The organism is Brevibacterium otitidis (assembly GCF_042429315.1).
Taxonomy (GTDB): Bacteria; Actinomycetota; Actinomycetes; order Actinomycetales; family Brevibacteriaceae; genus Brevibacterium; species Brevibacterium otitidis.
Window position 1 is genome coordinate 26,441 of record NZ_JBHMAU010000068.1, and the last position, 18,051, is coordinate 44,491.

General features: G+C 66.8%; 15 protein-coding genes. 12 read left to right on the plus strand and 3 right to left on the minus strand.

Translation table 11 applies throughout. From position 1 onward, the window contains the following. Positions 1 to 4 precede the first annotated feature (4 nt). From argC to pabB, 9 genes are all read left to right on the plus strand, one after another. Positions 5 to 1,084, plus strand: a complete 1,080-nt coding sequence (argC, locus tag ACFFN1_RS11195) for an N-acetyl-gamma-glutamyl-phosphate reductase (RefSeq protein ID WP_376840817.1) — start codon at positions 5 to 7, stop codon at positions 1,082 to 1,084. A 147-nt stretch (positions 1,085 to 1,231) separates the two neighbouring features. Beyond that, the gene (gene argJ, locus ACFFN1_RS11200; protein ID WP_376840818.1) at positions 1,232 to 2,392 is read left to right on the plus strand and encodes a bifunctional glutamate N-acetyltransferase/amino-acid acetyltransferase ArgJ; all 1,161 of its coding nucleotides are present in this window, start codon (positions 1,232 to 1,234) and stop codon (positions 2,390 to 2,392) included. Next, entirely contained in the window at positions 2,389 to 3,315 is a 927-nt protein-coding gene (gene argB, locus ACFFN1_RS11205) for an acetylglutamate kinase (RefSeq protein WP_376840819.1), read from the plus strand. Before argJ ends, argB begins: the two co-directional genes overlap by 4 nt. Next, a complete protein-coding gene (locus tag ACFFN1_RS11210) occupies positions 3,312 to 4,553 on the plus strand; it encodes an acetylornithine transaminase (RefSeq protein ID WP_376840820.1) in 1,242 nt (413 codons plus the stop codon). The genes argB and ACFFN1_RS11210 overlap by 4 nt, the downstream gene beginning before the upstream one ends. After that, complete coding sequence (gene argF, locus ACFFN1_RS11215) at positions 4,550 to 5,518, plus strand: ornithine carbamoyltransferase (RefSeq protein ID WP_376840821.1); 969 nt, start codon at positions 4,550 to 4,552, stop codon at positions 5,516 to 5,518. The genes ACFFN1_RS11210 and argF overlap by 4 nt, the downstream gene beginning before the upstream one ends. Then, on the plus strand, positions 5,515 to 6,021 hold the full coding sequence (locus ACFFN1_RS11220; protein ID WP_376840823.1) for an arginine repressor: 507 nt from the start codon (positions 5,515 to 5,517) through the stop codon (positions 6,019 to 6,021). Before argF ends, ACFFN1_RS11220 begins: the two co-directional genes overlap by 4 nt. Positions 6,022 to 6,117: 96 nt before the next feature. Then, entirely contained in the window at positions 6,118 to 7,332 is a 1,215-nt protein-coding gene (locus ACFFN1_RS11225) for an argininosuccinate synthase (RefSeq protein WP_376840824.1), read from the plus strand. Continuing rightward, on the plus strand, positions 7,329 to 8,831 hold the full coding sequence (argH, locus tag ACFFN1_RS11230) for an argininosuccinate lyase (RefSeq protein WP_376840825.1): 1,503 nt from the start codon (positions 7,329 to 7,331) through the stop codon (positions 8,829 to 8,831). Before ACFFN1_RS11225 ends, argH begins: the two co-directional genes overlap by 4 nt. 155 nt (positions 8,832 to 8,986) lie before the next feature. Then, positions 8,987 to 11,182 carry an aminodeoxychorismate synthase component I gene (gene pabB, locus ACFFN1_RS11235; RefSeq protein WP_376840826.1) on the plus strand — a complete coding sequence of 732 codons (2,196 nt, stop codon included), beginning with the start codon at positions 8,987 to 8,989 and terminating at the stop codon, positions 11,180 to 11,182. A gap of 1 nt (position 11,183) precedes the next feature. Here the strand turns inward: pabB and ACFFN1_RS11240 are convergent, their stop codons facing one another. Both ACFFN1_RS11240 and ACFFN1_RS11245 read right to left on the minus strand, forming a co-directional pair. Next, entirely contained in the window at positions 11,184 to 11,840 is a 657-nt protein-coding gene (locus ACFFN1_RS11240) for a hypothetical protein (RefSeq protein ID WP_376840828.1), read from the minus strand. Further along, positions 11,827 to 12,261: a hypothetical protein gene (locus ACFFN1_RS11245; protein ID WP_376840830.1), complete on the minus strand. Its 435-nt coding sequence runs from the start codon at positions 12,259 to 12,261 to the stop codon at positions 11,827 to 11,829. The genes ACFFN1_RS11240 and ACFFN1_RS11245 overlap by 14 nt, the downstream gene beginning before the upstream one ends. A 226-nt stretch (positions 12,262 to 12,487) precedes the next feature. Here ACFFN1_RS11245 and ACFFN1_RS11250 point away from each other — a divergent pair, with 226 nt between their 5' ends. Both ACFFN1_RS11250 and tyrS read left to right on the plus strand, forming a co-directional pair. Beyond that, the gene (locus tag ACFFN1_RS11250; protein ID WP_376840832.1) at positions 12,488 to 13,510 is read left to right on the plus strand and encodes a GIY-YIG nuclease family protein; all 1,023 of its coding nucleotides are present in this window, start codon (positions 12,488 to 12,490) and stop codon (positions 13,508 to 13,510) included. Positions 13,511 to 13,740: 230 nt separating this feature from the next. Next, positions 13,741 to 15,027, plus strand: coding sequence for a tyrosine--tRNA ligase (gene tyrS / locus ACFFN1_RS11255; RefSeq protein WP_376840833.1), 1,287 nt, complete (start codon positions 13,741 to 13,743; stop codon positions 15,025 to 15,027). Between the two features lie 133 nt (positions 15,028 to 15,160). Here tyrS and ACFFN1_RS11260 read toward each other — a convergent pair whose 3' ends face one another. Next, positions 15,161 to 16,153 (minus strand): TAXI family TRAP transporter solute-binding subunit, encoded by a 993-nt coding sequence (locus tag ACFFN1_RS11260; protein WP_376840835.1) that lies wholly within the window; start codon positions 16,151 to 16,153, stop codon positions 15,161 to 15,163. Positions 16,154 to 16,359: 206 nt separating this feature from the next. Between ACFFN1_RS11260 and ACFFN1_RS11265 the strand changes: the two genes are divergently transcribed. Then, positions 16,360 to 17,454, plus strand: coding sequence for a CPBP family intramembrane glutamic endopeptidase (locus ACFFN1_RS11265; RefSeq protein ID WP_376840836.1), 1,095 nt, complete (start codon positions 16,360 to 16,362; stop codon positions 17,452 to 17,454). Positions 17,455 to 18,051: the final 597 nt, after the last annotated feature.

The following is an 18,051-nucleotide window of genomic DNA, read 5'->3' on the forward strand; positions in this document are numbered from 1 at the left end:
GCATATGTCGCGAATGTCAGTCGCAGTCTCAGGCGCCACCGGCTATGCCGGCGGTGAGGTCCTCAGGCTGCTGAGCAGTCACCCGGAACTTCACGTTACAACGGTCTGCGGCCATTCGAGCGCCGGTGACCGGCTGGTGGTCCACCAGCCCCATCTGCTCGCCTACGGCGACATGATCGTCAAGCCCTCGACCGCCGAGGTGCTCGCCGGTCACGATGTCGTCGTCCTCGCTCTGCCGCACGGCGCCTCGGGCGAGATCGCCGCCGCGCTCGCCGAGACCTCACCTGAGACCCTCATCATCGACCTCGCCGCCGACCACCGCCTCATCAGCCCAGCCGCCTGGGAGGCCTTCTACGGCAGCGACCATCCGGGCACCTGGACCTACGGCCTGCCGGAGATGCTGCTCGCCGACGGCACCAAGCAGCGCGAGGCGCTGAGGCAGACCCGCCGGATCGCAGTGCCCGGCTGCAATGTCACCGCCGTGACGCTCGGCTTCGGCCCGCTGCTGCAGGCCGGGCTCATCGAACCGGCCGGACTGAGCGCCGTGCTGGCCAACGGTGTCTCCGGGGCCGGCAGGGCGCTCAAGCCCCACCTGACAGCAGCCGAGATCCTCGGCAACGCCTCCCCTTACGGCGTGGCCGGCACCCACCGGCACGTACCCGAGATCGAACAGAACCTCAACCTCGCCCTCGGCGCTGATCCCGCCGACGGGCCGGTGCGCATCTCCTTCACCCCCACCCTCATCCCCGTCAGCCGCGGCATCCTCGCCACCCTCTCAGCCGTCCCGGCTGGTGGCGCCCAGCTGACGCGCGAGGCCGTCGCCGAGGTGTATGCCGCCGCATACGCCGATGAGCCCTTTGTGCACGTGCTCGGCGACGGGTCCTGGCCGCAGCTGTCAGCCACCACCGGCTCGAACACCGCTCACCTGCAGTTCGGCATCGACGAGCGCGCCGGCCGGATCGTCGTCGTCGCAGCCCTCGACAACCTCGTGCGCGGCACCGCTGGCCAGGCGCTGCAGTCGGCCCACCTCGCCCTCGGCCTACCCGAGGCGACCGGTCTGCCGACCGGGGGGCTGGCTCCCTGAGGCGCGGGCGCGCGGCCCGGCGGCCGTGAGCTCCCTCACAGTGACACCGCCAGAGATGAATAAAGTTCACTCGTAATGTATTCTTATGCATACTGAACAGCGGTTGCCACCGCCACCGCCGACTCGCCAGCCGAATGGAGTCGCATCATGAGCGTCACCTACCCGCGCGGTTTCCGCGCCGCAGGCGCCACCGCCGGACTCAAGCCCAGCGGAAAAGCCGACCTCGCTGTCGTCGTCAACGACGGCCCCGTCGATGCGGTCGCTGCCGTCTACACCGCCAACCGCTGCAAGGCCAACCCCGTGCTGTGGAGCCAGCAGGCCTCAGCAGACGGCACCGCCCGGGCGGTGGTGCTCAACTCCGGCGGAGCGAACTGCTACACCGGCGATTACGGCTACGAGACGACCGCACTCACCGCCGCCCGCACAGCCGAACTGCTCGGCACCGATGCCGGTGAGGTGCTCGTCTGCTCGACCGGGCTCATCGGCATCGGCGGACCGGAGTTCCGCACGCCGATCCTCGACACTCTCGCCTCCGCACTCGACGCTGCCAACGAGACCCCGGAAGCAGGTGCCGCTGCCGCCGAGGCGATCATGACGACCGACACCGTGGCCAAAACCGCCACCCGCGAGGGCACCGCCTACCGCATCGGCGGCATGGCCAAAGGTGCCGGCATGCTCGCACCGGGCCTGGCGACGATGCTCGTCGTCATCACCACCGACGCCGTCGTCGAAGCGGCCGACCTCGACATCGCCCTGCGGTCAGCGACGCAGAAGACCTTCGACCGGCTCGACACCGACGGCTGCATGTCGACCAACGACACCGTCATCGTCATGAGCTCTGGGGCCTCCGAACACCAGGCCGACCTCGTCGAGTTCACCCGCCTGCTCACCGAGGTGTGCGCCGAGCTCACCGCCCAGCTGCACACCGACGCAGAGGGCGCCGGCCACGACATCACCATCACCACCCGCGGAGCCTTCTCCGAACAGCAGGCCGTCGACGTCTCCCGCGCAGTCGCCCGCTCGAACCTCTTCAAAGCCGCCGTATTCGGCGAGGACCCGAACTGGGGCCGCGTCGTCGCCCAGGTCGGCACCACCGACGCCGAATTCGACCCGCAGGCCATCGACGTCACCTTCAACGGCGTGCCCGTCTGCGTCGGCTCCGCCCCGGCAGCCGATCCCGCCGAGGTGCTCTTCGACCGCCGCGTCGTCGTCGAGATCGACCTGCACGCCGGGAACTTCGAGGCCAGCGTGTGGACCTCGGACCTGACCCATGACTACGTCGAGGAGAACAGCGCCTACTCATCATGACTGAGACATCGTCAGCCCACCGGCTCGTCCAAGCCCAGGCCAAAGCCGAAACCCTGACCGAGGCGCTGCCGTGGATCAAGACCTTCAAAGGCGCGACCATCGTCATCAAGTACGGCGGCAACGCGATGGTCTCCCCGGAGCTGCAGCAGTCCTTCGCCGACGACATCGCCTTCCTGCGCTTCGCCGGGCTCCGCCCGATCGTCGTCCACGGCGGCGGCCCGCACATCTCCCGGATGCTCGATCGTCTCGGCATCGAAAGCGAATTCCGCGCCGGCCAGCGGGTCACCAGCGAAGAGGCCGCCGAGGTCGTGCGGATGGTGCTCTCCGGGCAGGTCAACCGCGAGGTCGTCGCCCGCATCAACCAGAACGGTGACGCCGCTGTCGGTCTCTCCGGAGAGGACGGCGATCTGCTGCTGGCCACGCGCACAACCGCCACCGTCGACGGTGAGGAGATCGATCTCGGCCGGGTCGGCGAGATCGTCTCGGTCAACACCGAGCTCATCAACGAGCTGCTGGCCGCCGGCCGCATCCCGGTCATCTGCTCGATCGCCACCGAAGCAGGCGGAGCCGTCAACAAGCCACTCAACATCAACGCCGACCTCGCCGCCGCGGCGATCGCCCGGCAGATCGGTGCGGACAAACTCGTCATGCTCACCGACGTGCCCGGGCTCTACGCCGACTGGCCGGACGAAGACTCACTGCTCTCAGCGATCACCCCGGCCGAGCTGCGCGAGCTGCTGCCGCGCCTGGACTCCGGGATGATCCCGAAGATGACCGCCGCGCTCGAAGCAGTGGAAGCCGGCGTGCGGCAGGCACACATCATCGACGGCCGGATGGCCCACTCGCTGCTGCTGGAGGTCTTCACCACCGAAGGCATCGGCACGATGGTCCAGGACGACCACACGAAGGGAGGACAGGCATGAGCTGGCAGGACGACTACGCCCAGACGATGCTGCCGGTCTTCGGCACCCCGAAGGCCAAGCTCGTCGCAGCTCGCGGCTGCACCGTCACCGACGATGCCGGCAAGGACTACCTCGATCTGCTCGGCGGCATCGCCGTCAACACGCTCGGCCACGGCCACCCGGCCATCACCGAGGCGGTGACCGGTCAGCTGTCGACGATCGACCACGTCTCGAACTTCTTCACCACCGACCCGCAGCTGAACCTGGCGTCGAAGCTGCTGGAGATCGCCGGCGCACCGGCAGGCTCCCAGGTGTTCTTCGCCAACTCCGGCACCGAGGCCAATGAGGCCGCCATCAAGCTCGCCCGCCGGGTGGGTGCCCCTGAAGCCGGCAGCTCGGGTCGGTCGAGGATCATCGCCGTCGACGGCGCCTTCCACGGCCGCACCATCGGCGCCCTGTCGCTGACGGCTAAGGAAGCCTACCGCGCACCCTTCGCCCCGCTCATGCCCGAGGTCACCCATGTGCCCTTCGGCGACACCGACGCCCTGAGAGCCGCCGTCGATGACACGGTCGCCGCCGTCATCATCGAACCGATCCAGGGAGAGCGCGGCGTGCGCCTGCACCCAGCCGGGTATCTCACTGCCGTGCGCGAGGCGACGCGCGAGGCCGGTGCGCTCATGATCCTCGACGAGGTCCAGACCGGCATCGGCCGCACCGGCCACTGGTTCGCCTTCCAGCACCCGGAGGTCGGCGAGGGCATCACGCCCGATGCGATCACCGTGGCCAAGGGACTGGCCGGCGGCATCCCGATCGGCGGACTCATCACCATCGGCGAGAAGGTCAGTGCACTGCTCGGTGCCGGCCAGCACGGCACCACCTTCGGCGGCAACCCCGTCAGCGCCGCCGCAGCCCTCGCCGTGCTCGACACCATCAAGACAGACGGACTGCTCGCCCACGTCCGTGAGACCGGTGACTGGCTGGCCGAACAGCTCACCGCAATCCCCGGTATCACCGGGGCACGCGGGGCCGGCCTGCTGCGCTCCTTCGCCATCACCGACCCGCAGCAGGCAGACGCCGGTGAGCTGCCCGTCGCCCAGGCACTCGCGGCAGCCGCGCAGGGGGCCGGCTTCATCATCAACCCGGTCACCGGCGACCGGATCCGCCTGGCACCCCCGCTCATCATCACCCCCGTACAGCTGCAGGACTTCATCGACGCCCTGCCAGCACTCATCGCCGAGACCGTGAAGGCACAGTCATGACCCGACACTTCCTCACCGACACCGACCTCAGCCCCACCGAACTGCTCGAGGTCCTCGACCTGGCCGCCGAACTCAAAGCCGACCCCGGCACCCAGGTGCCGTTTGCCGGGCAGGCAGCCACCGCCTCGGGCGCGGCACGGCAGACCGTAGCCGTCATCTTCGACAAGACCTCCACCCGCACCCGCGTGTCCTTCGCCGCAGGCATCGCAGCGCTCGGTGGCAGCCCGCTCATCATCAACCCCGGCGAGGCGCAGCTCGGGCACAAGGAGTCGATCGCTGACACCGCGCAGGTGATGTCGCGGATGGTCTCGATGATCGTCTGGCGCACCTACGCGCAGGCCGGCCTCGAAGAGATGGCCGCGAACTCCTCGGTGCCGGTCATCAACGCCCTGTCCGATGACTACCACCCCTGCCAGCTGCTCGCCGACCTGCTCACCATCCGCGAGCACCGGCCCACCGACGCACCCGGAAGATTGGCCGGCACGACGCTGGCCTATTTCGGCGACGGCGCGAACAACATGGCCAACTCCTACCTGCTCGCCGGCGCCAACGCCGGCATGCACGTGCGTATCGCAGCACCGGCCAGCCATCAGCCGGCCGCCGCGACCGTCGAACGCGCGACCGCGCTCGCCGCCGAGACCGGCGGGTCGATTGAGATCATCGTCGACGCTCAGGCGGCAGCCACCGGCGCCGATGTGCTGGTCACCGACACGTGGGTGTCGATGGGCCAGGACGCTCAGGGCCGGGGCGGCACCGACTCGCCGTTCATGCCCTACCAGGTCAACTCCGCACTCCTCGATGTCGCCGCCGAGGGCGCACTCGTCATGCACTGCCTGCCGGCCTACCGCGGGCAGGAGATCACCGCCGAGGTCATCGACGGGCCGCAGTCGGTCGTCTTCGACGAGGCCGAGAACCGGCTGCACGCCCAGATGGGGCTCATGGCCTGGCTGGAGGCACGCGCATGAGCGAACAGCTGACCCCGACGACCAAGGCCGCCCGCCAGCAGCTCATCATCGAGCTCATCCGCACGGAGGTGATTCGCTCGCAGACCGAGCTCGCCGGGCTGCTGACCGGCCGCGGCTTCTCCGTCACCCAGGCGACCCTGTCACGCGACCTCGTCGATCTCGGCGCGGTCAAGGTGCGCACCGCCAAGGGCTCCGTCTACGCCGTGCCCGGCGAGGGCGGGGACCGCAGCCTGCAGTCCGCCCAGGCCACCGACCTGCTCGATGCGAAGCTGCAGCGACTGCTCGAAGAGCTGCTCGTGACCGCCACCAGCTCGGGGCAGTTCGTCGTGTTGCGCACCCCGCCCGGGGCCGCCCAGTACCTGGCTTCAGCGCTCGACCGATCTGTCATCCCCGAGGTGCTCGGCACGATCGCCGGCGACGACACCGTCCTCGTCATCGCCGGCGAGTCCACCAGCGGGGAGGCCCTGGCTGAGAAGCTGCACGAGCTGGCCGGCGACGCATAACCACATGCCTGCGGGCCGGCCGGGGTGCAGGTGCGCCCCGGCGGGCCCGAACCCATATTCTGAACAGCAACGACCTTTCCGAAAAGGAGTCCCGACATGACTGAACGCATTGTGCTCGCCTACTCAGGCGGCCTCGACACCTCGGTGGCCATCGGCTGGATCCAGGAGGCGACCGGTGCCGAGGTGGTGGCGATGGCCGTCGACGTCGGCCAGGGAGGCGAGGATCTGGAGACGATCCGCCAGCGCGCCCTCGACTGCGGTGCCGTCGAGGCCTATGTCGCCGATGCCCGCGACGAGTTCGCCAACGAATACTGCATGCCCGGGCTCAAAGCCAACACCCTGTACATGGACGCCTACCCGAACGTCTCGGCGCTCTCCCGCCCGGTCATCGTCAAGCACCTCGTCACCGCCGCCCGCAAGTACGGTGCCACGACCGTCGCCCACGGCTGCACCGGCAAGGGCAACGACCAGGTCCGCTTCGAAGTCGGCATCACCTCCCTGGCCCCGGACATGAAGTGCATCGCCCCGGTCCGCGACCTCGCCCTCACCCGCGAGAAGGCGATCGAATACGCCGAACGCAATGAGCTGCCAATCGTGACGACGAAGTCCAACCCGTTCTCCATCGACCAGAACGTGTGGGGCCGCGCCGTCGAGACCGGCTTCCTCGAGGACATCTGGAACGGCCCCACCAAAGACGTCTACGACTACACCGACGACCCGGCCTTCCCGCCGCCGGCCGATGAGGTCACCATCACCTTCGAGAAGGGCATCCCGGTGCAGATCGACGGCCGCGACGTCACCCCGCTGCAGGCGATCGAAGAGCTCAACCAGCGTGCCGGCGCCCAGGGCATCGGCCGCATCGACATCGTCGAGGACCGCCTCGTGGGCATCAAGAGCCGCGAGATCTACGAGGCCCCCGGCGCGATGACCCTCATCGCCGCGCACAAGGAGCTGGAGAACATCACGCTCGAGCGCGAGCAGGCCCGCTTCAAGCGCACCGTCGACCAGCGCTGGACTGAGGTCGTCTACGACGGCCAGTGGTTCTCCGAGCTCAAGGGCTCCCTCGACGCGTTCATCGACGACACCCAGGAGTACGTCAACGGCGAGATCCGCATGGAGCTGCACGGCGGCCGCGCCACCGTCACCGGCCGGCGCTCGGAGTCCTCGCTGTACGACTTCGGCCTGGCCACCTACGACGAAGGCGATACCTTCGACCAGTCGTCGGCCCGCGGGTTCATCGACATCTACGGACTGTCCTCGAAGCAGGCCGCCGCCCGTGACCACAAGTTCGGCAAGGGAATCCGGCTGTGAGCCCGACACCAGGAACCTCACCCGAGCACGCAGGCGGTGTTGGGACGGCATCCGGACCGGATGCCGCCCCCGGGTCCGAGGCGCCGGGGCGGCTGGCCCTGTGGGGCGGCCGGTTCGCCTCGGGACCCTCGGATGCCGTGGCGCTGCTGTCGAAGTCGACGCACTTCGACTGGCGGCTGGCCGCCTATGATCTCGCCGGCTCCCGGGCGCACGCCCGCGTGCTCAACCGGGCAGGCCTCCTCGACGAGTCTGAGCTCGACGGCATGATCGCCGCTCTCGATGAGCTCGAGCGCCGCGTGACCTCCGGTGAGTTCACCGCAGCCGACTCCGATGAGGACGTCCATTCCGCACTCGAGCGCGGCCTTTTGGAGATCGCCGGGCCCGAACTCGGCGGCAAGCTGCGGGCCGGGCGCTCACGCAACGACCAGATCGCGACGATGGGCCGGATGTACATCCGCGACTCCGCCCGCATCATCGCCGGTCTCGTCCTCGACGTCGTCGACGCGCTCATCACGCAGGCGAAGGCCCACCCGGAAGCACCGATGCCCGGGCGCACCCACTTGCAGCACGCCCAGCCGGTGCTGCTGGCCCACCACCTGCTCGCCCACGCCTGGCCGCTCATGCGCGATGTCGACCGGCTGCGCGACCTCGACGCCCGCGCTGACGCCTCGGCGTACGGCTCCGGCGCGCTCGCCGGGTCCTCCCTCGACCTCGACCCGCAGGCAGTCGCCGCTGAGCTCGGGTTCTCCGATTCGGTGGGGAACTCCATCGACGGCACAGCCAGCCGCGACGTGTTCGCAGAGTTCACGTTCGTTGCAGCGATGACCGGCATCGACCTGTCGCGGCTGAGCGAGGAGATCATCGCCTGGGCAACCGCCGAGTTCTCCTTCATCACCCTCGACGATGCTTTCTCGACGGGCTCGTCGATCATGCCGCAGAAGAAGAACCCGGATGTCGCCGAGCTCGCCCGCGGCAAGGCCGGCCGCCTCATCGGCGACCTCACCGGGCTGCTCGCCACCCTCAAGGCGATGCCGCTGGCCTACAACCGCGACCTGCAGGAGGACAAGGAACCGGTCTTCGACGCCGTCGACACCCTGGCCCTCGTGCTGCCGGCGTTCGCCGGGATGGTGCAGACGCTGACGTTCAACACCGAGCGGATGGCGCATCTGGCTCCGCGCGGCTTCGCGCTGGCCACCGATGTCGCCGAATGGCTCGTCCGCCAGGGCGTGCCCTTCCGTGTCGCCCACGAACTCTCCGGGGCAGCGGTTGCCAAGGCTGAGTCGCGCGGTGTCGAGCTGTGGGATCTCTCCGATGAGGACTATGCGGAGATCTCCGAGCACTTCACACCCGAGATGCGCGAGGTGCTCACCACCCTCGGCTCGATCGACGCGCGCAGCGCCAAGGGCGGCACCGCCCGCAGCGCGGTCGCCCAGCAGCTGGCCAACGCCGAGGCGGAACTCGCCCGCCTGCGTGAGTTCGCCTCCTCGACGACCCGCTGAGCCCAGCGCACCACGACGGATCGCCCGCCGTCTCGCCCACACCTCGGGCGAGACGGCGGGCGTCGTCGTCCCGACGCCTACGCACCGGTATGTGCTTTACTTCAGTTGCGGGCCGCACCGGCCCAGCAGGCACAGAACCCGAAGGCAGGTGAGCGGTGAGCCGGATCCTCATCATCGACCACGACGACTCCTTCACCTACAACCTCGTCGACTTCATCGCCACCCTCACCGGCACCACCCCTGACGTCATCTCCCACCGCAGCAATCCGGCCGTGCTCGATGACCTCACCAGCTATGACGCCGTCGTCATCTCACCGGGTCCCGGCACCCCGGAGGAGCCCAGCGACATCGGCATCAGCTCTCGGGTGCTCGCTGAGGTGCCGATCCCGCTGCTCGGAGTCTGCCTCGGTCACGAAGCCCTGGCACTCGCCTGCGGCGGGACGATCGGCCAGGCCGCCGAACCCCGCCACGGCCGCACCTCAACCCTCAGCCACACCGGCACCGGCGTCTTCACAGGCGTGCCCGCCGGCACCGAAGTGGTCCGCTACCACTCCCTGACCGTCACTGACCCCGGCCCGCACCTGAACGTCACCGCCCGCGCCGAAGACGGCACCATCATGGGGCTGACACACCGCAGCCGACCGGCCTGGAGTGTGCAGTTCCACCCCGAATCCATCGCCACCGCCGCCGGCCGGCAGATACTTGCGAACTTCCTCGCGCTCGCCGCCGACTGGAACGCCACACACCGGCCCGAACACGATTCGCATCGCGCTGCGGATCCCTCGCCGTCAGCCGAGCGCACGCCCGCTCCCGAGGCTGCGGCCGAGCGCACGCCTGCGCCCGAGGCGGCGGCCGGCCCGGCTGCCGACGGTTCCGGTGCACCGGTCGCCGGTGAGCTCGCAGCGCTGCCCGGACTGCGATTGGTACATCAGACACATCCTCTGACCGTCCCGGCGGAGGCCGTCTTCACAGGTATCTTCGCCGACAGCACGCATGCCTTCTGGTTCGACAGCCGCGACCCGGCTCACCCCGATGGGCGCTTCAGCATCCTCGGCGACGCCTCCGGGCCACTGGCGCACCGGGTCACCGCCGACGTCCCCGCGGGGACGCTGACGGTCACCGGCCCGGCAGGGGAGCAGACGATCACCTCCGGGTTCTTCGACTGGCTCGCCGGTGAAGAGGCCGGGATGCGGGAGATCCGCAGCACGATCAAGCTGCCGGATACCGGGTGTGGATTCGCCCTCGGGTGGATCGGCAGCCTCGGCTACGAGCTCAAAGCCGAATGCGGCGGCAGCGCCGCCCATGCCTCACCGCTGCCGGATGCGCAGCTTCTCTTCGCCGACCGTGCGATCATCATCGACCACCACACCGGCACCGCCCACCTGCTCGCACTCACCACCCCGGCCCACGAAGCCAGCACCGAGGCATGGTTCGCTGCGGCCGCCCACGCACTCACCGCCTCGGGCCCGGTGCCGCCACCCAGCGATCTGCCCATCACCGGTGACCTGACGCTGCGCCACGACCGGGACGCCTATGAGGCACTCATCGACCGGTGCCATGAGCACGTCTGGGCGGGGGAGAGCTACGAGATCTGCCTGACCAATGAGCTCAGCGGCGAGGCGCGCCTGCCAATCGTCGAGACCTACCGGAGACTGCGCGCCACCAGCCGCAGCCCGCGTGCCGGCCTGCTGCACTTCGGGGAGATCGGGGTGCTTTCGACCTCTCCCGAACGGTTCCTCGCCATCACCGCTGACCGGCAGGCGACATCGAAGCCGATCAAGGGCACCCGCCCGCGCTCGTCCGACCCGCAGGCCGACGCGCTCATGCGTGCTGAGCTGCAGGCGAGTGAGAAGGAGCGGGCGGAGAACCTCATGATCGTCGACTTGGTCCGCCACGACCTGACGCACACCGCGGTGCCCGGCAGCATCGAGGTCCCGCAGTTCCTGGAGGTCGAAAGCTACGCCACCGTCCATCAGCTTGTCAGCACCGTGCGCTCCCAGCTGGCCGAAGATACGGGCGTCGTCGACTGCCTGCGCGCCTGCTTTCCCGGCGGGTCGATGACCGGGGCGCCGAAGCTGCGGACGATGGAGATCATCGACGACCTCGAAGCCGGCCCGCGCGGCATCTACTCCGGTGCGCTCGGCTACTTCTCACTGTCTGGTGCACTCGACCTGTCGATGGTCATCCGCACTCTCGTGATCACCGCCGGGGGCTTCAGCTACGGAGTCGGCGGTGCGATCACCGCACTGTCAGACCCGTCAGCCGAGTTCGAAGAGACCGCAGTCAAAGCCGAACCGCTGCTGCGACTGCTGGGGGCGCAGTTCCCCGGACGGGATCGAAAATCGCGGTAGGTCAAGACCGGTCCGGCAGCCACGTCAGCACCGACGGGCCCTTGCCGGTGCGCAGCCAGTTGCCGCGCAGCTTCTCCTGCCAGCTTCCTGCCTCACGAACAGTGAAGCCGTAGCGCTCGGGATCGGCCGCGTTCACCTCGGGGTCGAGGCCGGTGATCTCACGCGTCCACACAACTAGTCCTCCGACTGTGGCGATGAGCATCCCGAATCCGCCGTGGCGCTCCATCGAATCCAGCCGTGCGCGGTTGACCGCCGAGATCTTCCAGAGCCTCCGGGTGGCCTCATCCTGTTCGCGCACTTTATTGGGGTCAGAGCTGTAGGCCTTGCGGGCATCGAACCCGAACCACGTGCGGCCCCAGAGAGCTGGGTCTTCCTTCTGCGGGCCGCTTTGACGGATGACGAGGACGATCTCAGCTCGGGTGCGTGCCGCAAGTGCCTGAACATCAGCCCTGCTCACATGCGGCCGGCCGGCCAATTCATCAATGTAGCTGGCTTCGAAGAACAATGGCTGGGCCCGGGAGCTGTCTTCACTCTTGAGGACGTACGACTGGCCGAGCAGACCCGCACCTGCCATTGCGTTCGCACCGTGGTTGGAGATCTCCAACTGCGTCCAGATGCTGCGCAATGACACCAGCTCGACGGCATCACGGTGCTCCACGGATCTCCTCCTCGATGTCAGCGATCTCCTGCTCCAGCAGCGCCAGGTCTTTCTCGATCTCAGCAGCGGGCAGTTCGTCGGTCGTCTGCGTTGTCACTTCTGCTCGCGTGATCCGGCGTGTGAGCTGGGTTCTCAGCCTATCGGAGACGGCTGCCAGTGCTTCTTCAGGCGACACGATCTCGACGTCGTCACCTGCACGCAGAATGACGGCGCTGGCGACCTTGAAGCGGCGGCCGAATGCGACGACATCGCTGATGCGGAAGAGACTGTCGCGGTTGAGCGTACGAACGACGACTGCGAAGAACCGCTCCCGGGTCGCCTGCGAGGTCAGCGACCACATTTCATACGGTGTCGAACCGAACGTCTTCTGCCGAACCATCGAGTATCCCTGTGCTGCCACTGCGGTCTTCATCGTCACCATGCACAACAGTATGAACTGGAATGTATCATTAAGCAACTAGACAAAGTGCGGAGCAGTGCATTAATATTTCAAGTGTGCTGCAGAGCACACCAGGAAAGAGAAGTTCGGAACAGAGGAAGCGAGATGGTGCTGGGCGGCGCGGCTAGCGACTACCTCGGCGAAGTCGAAGCGAAGTACGTGATCGAGCACGCAGCACAGGGAGGAAAACATGACGAGCGAACACATCGTGTCGAACGAGGACAACTACTATGTCTATGCGCTGACGCAGGCGCCCGCAGGGGAGACCTTCGATCCGCATTCTGTCTTCTACGTCGGGAAAGGAACCGGGACTCGCTGGGCGAGCCACTTCCGCGATGCGAAGCGTGAGATCTCCAGGCTTGAGGACATCAACACCGCCGATGAGGACGGCCCGATGCTGACAGCGAAGCACACGGCGATCCGCGAGATTCTCGAGTCGAGTGACGATGAGATCGACCTTGAGCAGTATGCCTACATCGTTAAGGGTGGCATCAGCGAGAACGATGCTTTTGCGCTGGAGGCCCTGACAATCGAATTGCTCGACAGCATGGGAGTCGGATTGACCAATCTTGTACGCGGCCGTCAGTCCGCAAATCTGCTGAAGCCAGCTGCCGAAGTCCGCCGCTACTACGGGGCAGAGACGTTCGACGTCGAGAGCATCTCTGTCGACGAGATCTACGAGTTCTGCCCTGGCGGAGAGCGCTCCGGCGATACCCTTGTCATCGCTGTCAAGGGAACTGGCGAGGACATGAGCTTCAGCGAGGACCTCGTTCCTGTAGATCAGCCGCACTTCGTCGACGGTGTGTTCCGGACACTGACCAGCGATGACGACACAGAGCGGGTGCGTCGTGGGTGGGATCCACGCGAACCATGGAGCGATGAGGAAGCGCGGGAGAGGGCACGCCACTACTGGCCGATCAACTCAGACGCTGTGTCGGCACTGCAGGAAGTGGCCAGCGACGGCCGTCTGGAACACGTGCTTCTCATCAACGATCCTCGTGCTGGCCAAACCGTTGTCAGGTACCACTGGCAGGTGGAGAAAGACGGACGGTGGCTCGAGTACGGCCACTATGAAGGCGATGAGTGGCGTCGCTTCAAGGTCGGGATTCCTCTTGGGGACGCTTTTGACGAGGCGTCGGACCCGATCCTCGGCACCGTTCCAACCGATGCAGAGTCGGGCAGACACGTCCTCACCTGCCGAGCCGGCGGCGTCGGCTTCTTCTCATACTGACCGACGATCCAGAGCGGCGGGTCCAGCCACGTGCTGGTCCCGCCCCTCCGTGCTGCTCGACTACCATCTCGGCCGCGGCCCGACGTCAGCCATACGGACCCCGCCCCGTCACCCCCGCGCGTCTGAGTAAGATATGCACTGTGGTGCTGCCGGGAAGAATCCGCCCGGCGCCAGCGCGGTGACTGCCACGGATTCCGGCGCCGCGCAGACCAGATGAGAAAAGGTGAATCGTGACTGATATCTTCCGTGAGCTGAAGGCCCGCGACCTGGTGGCGCTGTCCACCGATGAGGAGGCGCTGCAGCAGGCGCTCAACGCAGGTCCGGTCAGCTTCTATATCGGTTTCGACCCGACCGCACCCAGCCTGCACATGGGCAACCTCGTCCAGCTGCTCTTCGCCCGCCGGCTGCAGCTGGCCGGCCACAATCCGTACGCCCTCGTCGGTGGTGCCACCGGCCTCATCGGCGACCCGCGGATGTCCGGTGAGCGCACCCTGAACGAACGCGATGTCGTCGAAGGCTGGGTGGAGAAGATCCGCGCCCAGATCGAGCGCTTCCTTGACGTCGAGGGCCCGCACGCAGCTCAGCTGGTCAACAACCTCGACTGGACCGGTGAGATCTCGACGATCGACTTCCTGCGCGATATCGGCAAGCACTTCTCGGTCAACCGGATGTTGGCCAAGGAGACCGTCGCCGCCCGCCTGCAGAGCGAACACGGCATCTCGTTCACCGAGTTCGCCTACCAGATCCTGCAGGGCAACGACTACCTCGAGCTCTACCGCCGTTACGGCATCACGCTGCAGCACGGCGGATCCGACCAGTGGGGCAACCTCACCGCTGGTGCTGATCTCATCCGCCGCGTCGAGCGCACGAGCGTGCACGCCATGGCCACCCCGCTCATGACGAAGGCCGACGGCACCAAGTTCGGCAAGACCGAATCGGGCACAGTCTGGCTCGACCCCGAGCTCACCAGCCCGTACGCGTTCAGCCAGTTCTGGCTCAACGCCGATGACCGCGATGTCATGAAGTTCCTCAAGGTCTTCTCATTCCGCTCGCTGGAGGAGATCGAGCAGATCGGCGAGGAGTTCGCCGCCGCCCCGCACAAGCGGGCCGCGCAGCGCGCTCTGGCCGAGGACGTCACCTCTCTTGTGCACGGGGAGCAGACCACCCAGCAGGTCTTCGCCGCCGCCGAGGCGCTCTTCGGTTCCGGCGAACTGGCAGCTCTCGACGCGGGAACCCTGGGCTCGGCCACCGCCGAGCTGCCCGGCGCCGAGGTGCCGGCCGCCGAGATCTCGGACGGGATGCCGGTCGCCGATGCCTTCGCCGCCTCGGGCATCGTCAAGTCCAAGGGCGAGGCGCGCCGCGCGATCAAGGACGGCGGCGCCTACGTCAACAACGTCAAGGTCACCGACGGCGAGCAGACGATCACCACCGATGATGTGCTCGCTGCCGGCGCCCACGGTGTCGTGCTGCTGCGCCGCGGCAAGAAGACCCTCGGCGCGCTCACCGTCATCAGCTGACAGGCTCGTGCTGACTGCCGCGGCCGGGCGAAACCGCCCAGCCGACGGCGAGGGCCGGCGTGCATATGCACACCGGCCCTCGCCGCATTCAGCACCGCAGCCGCCGTGTCACCACGGCAGCGGCTCGTGTACGTCACTCGCCGGTGTCGATGCCCTGCTCTTCGTAGTAGCGCTTGGCTCCCGGATGCAGCGGCACACCACCGCGGCCGAACAGCGCATCATCAAGATTGATGAACCGCTTCTGCGCCAGCGTGATGTCCTCAGACCGTTCGTAGATCGTCTTCGTGATGCCGTACGCGTCTTCTTCGCTGACCTGATCGAGGGAGGCGACGATCGAGGCGAAGACCGCAACCGTGGTGATGTCCTCATCCGCGAAGCCGTAGGAACCGCCGGGGATCGTATAGGTCTCATAGTGGTTGTCCGCAGACACCTCCTCAGCCTTGTCCTCATCGAGGGAGATGAGCCGCACATCGGCGCTGGCATCGAGCTCGCCCAGCGAAGCCGCCGGCACACCGATGATCTCGATCGAGGCATCGACATGACCGTCCTGCAGCTTCGAACGGGCATCCGCGAAGCTCTCCTCGAACGGCGTGTAGTCGCCCTCCTCGATCCCGTAAGCGTCGAACAGCAGCGCTGCAACGGCTTTGTTCGCCGAACCGGGAGCGCCGATCGCCACCCGCTTGCCCTTGAGATCCTCGAAGGTCTCGATGCCGCTGTCCTCCAGCGTGATGACGTGGACGGCCTCAGGGTAGATCTGGCCGATGAATCCGATGTTGTCGATGCCCCGATCCAGATCGCTGAACTCCGCTTCCGCATCGCGGGCATTGTTGGCGGTGTTCGTCTGGGAGAACGCCAGCTGCGCCTCGCCCTTGGCGATCCGGCCGAGGTTGTCGACTGAGCCATCGGTCTCAACCGCAACAACGCTCAGCCCTTCGACCTCCTCCTGGAACAGGCGGCTGAACTCACTGCCGAGCGGGTAGTAGACACCGGCCGTGCCGCCGGTGGCGAAGGTCAGATCACGGGTGGGCTCAGCGTTGCCCGAGTCGGAGCCCTGACCGCAGCCGGCCAGGACAAGGACGGACGCTGCGGCAGCAGCGGTGATGAGCCGGACAGTCGGCAGGTGCACAGGTTCTCCTTCGAATCGCATCTGTCGTCGATGGATGCAGACTATCCAGTTCGCACACACCGCGAGAAGCAGCGGCGAGAAACCGAATTCTACTTGTGACCTGGCGCAACACTCCCGCCTGACCTGGAGCGACGCCCTCGATCGAACGCGGATGAGATGAGCAGACGATAGTCTGAGGACAGGATCCCCTGCAGCAAGGAGCACCCGTGACGCACTCCCCAGCGGCACCCGGCCAGCCGGCACCCGAACCTCCGGCACCCGGCCAGGCAGCACTCCCGCAGGAACCGGTCTTCGGCTCCTGGCGCGGCATCTTCATCTTCTGCCTGCTGGCTTATGGCCTGGCCTGGCTCGTCGTGCTTCCGCTGTGGCTCAACTACGATCTCTTCTTCGGCCCTGGCAGCCCTGCCGGGCAGCTTGCGAACACCGATCCCGAGGCGCCGCCCACCGGAGAAGCCCTCGTCGCCGGCCTCGTACCGCTGGTGCTCCTGTCGCTCATGATGCTCACCCCGGCGCTCAGCGCCCTGTTCGTCATGCGCACCGTCGAGAAGGTTCCCGTCCGACAGACCTTCGCAGCACTCGGCGCCGGATCCCTGCGCTGCCCCGACGGCAGCAGGGCGAACCACAACGGCCGACAGCATCCGTTCGTCCGCGTCCTGCTCTTCAGCTTCCTCGCCGTCGGCCTGGCCTTCATCCTCGTGGTCATCGCGGGGCTCGTTGCACCCCTGCTCGGCGGTTTCGAACCGGACTGGCAGATGACAGCCGTGCGGGAGCAGATGGCCGAGGCGGGTCTGGCGCTGCCGCTGGTCCTGCTCGTGCTGCTGCAGATCGTCCAGGTCGTCATCGGTGCGTTCATTCCCAACGGTGTGCTCGCGCTGGGGGAGGAGCTGGGCTGGCGCGGCTACCTCACCGCTGCTCTCCGCCGCCGAGGTATGGGCAACGTTGCGATGATCATCGTGTCCGGAGCGATCTGGGGAGCCTGGCATGCGCCGGTGCTGCTGCTCGGCCACAACTTCGACACCCGATCGCCGATCTCGATTCCGGTCATGATGGCCGGCTGCATCTGCTTTGGAGCTGTCCTCACCTGGCTGCGGGAGATCTCCGGTTCGATCTGGCCTGCAGCCATCGGACACGGTGCCTTCAATGCTGCAGCCAGCATCAGCATCATGATCGCTGTCGACGCCGCATGGGACCGGCCCATCATCGCCAATCCGCTCGGCGTCTCCGGCTGGATCGTCATCGGTCCAGCAGCTGTCATCCTGTTCCTCATCACCGGCAGACACAGCCGCACGCACGCCGCCTGACAGCGGGGAGAACAAGGCACATTGCACGCCCGTCGAATGCAGTTCTGAGGCCAGTTTTGCCGCATGGAATGAGCGGTGAGGCAGAACACAGCGCCCTCGAGTTGCACAGTCGCTGCAACTGTGTGTAAGTTAGTACCTGTTGCTCGACGGAAACACCGAAGAGAGCAGGCCGTCCCGGTCGCATACGAACCGCTGGACGCCTCGCTACCACTGGAACGGCAGTCGAGAACAGCTGACACTGAACCTTCACGATGGAAGCCGAGCACGGCCCATCCAGCGCGGAGAAGCGTGTGGCGCAGATCACGAGCAAGCGATTTGCAAAGCACTCAAGTGTGAGTCTAAAGTGAATAACCGACCGCGCCGCGGTGAACAGAGCGGAAAGCTCTGGTAGTTGCGGAGGGCGTCTGTTCTTTGAGAACTCAATAGCGTGTTTGTTTGTTTTTGTGATGCCAGTTTTTTCTGGTTGAAGCAGAGATGTGACATTTGATGACTATTGTTTGGTTTTCTCTTGTCTTTTTCTTTGGTTTTCGGCTGGGGTTTTGTTTTTCATTTTTTTATGGAGAGTTTGATCCTGGCTCAGGACGAACGCTGGCGGCG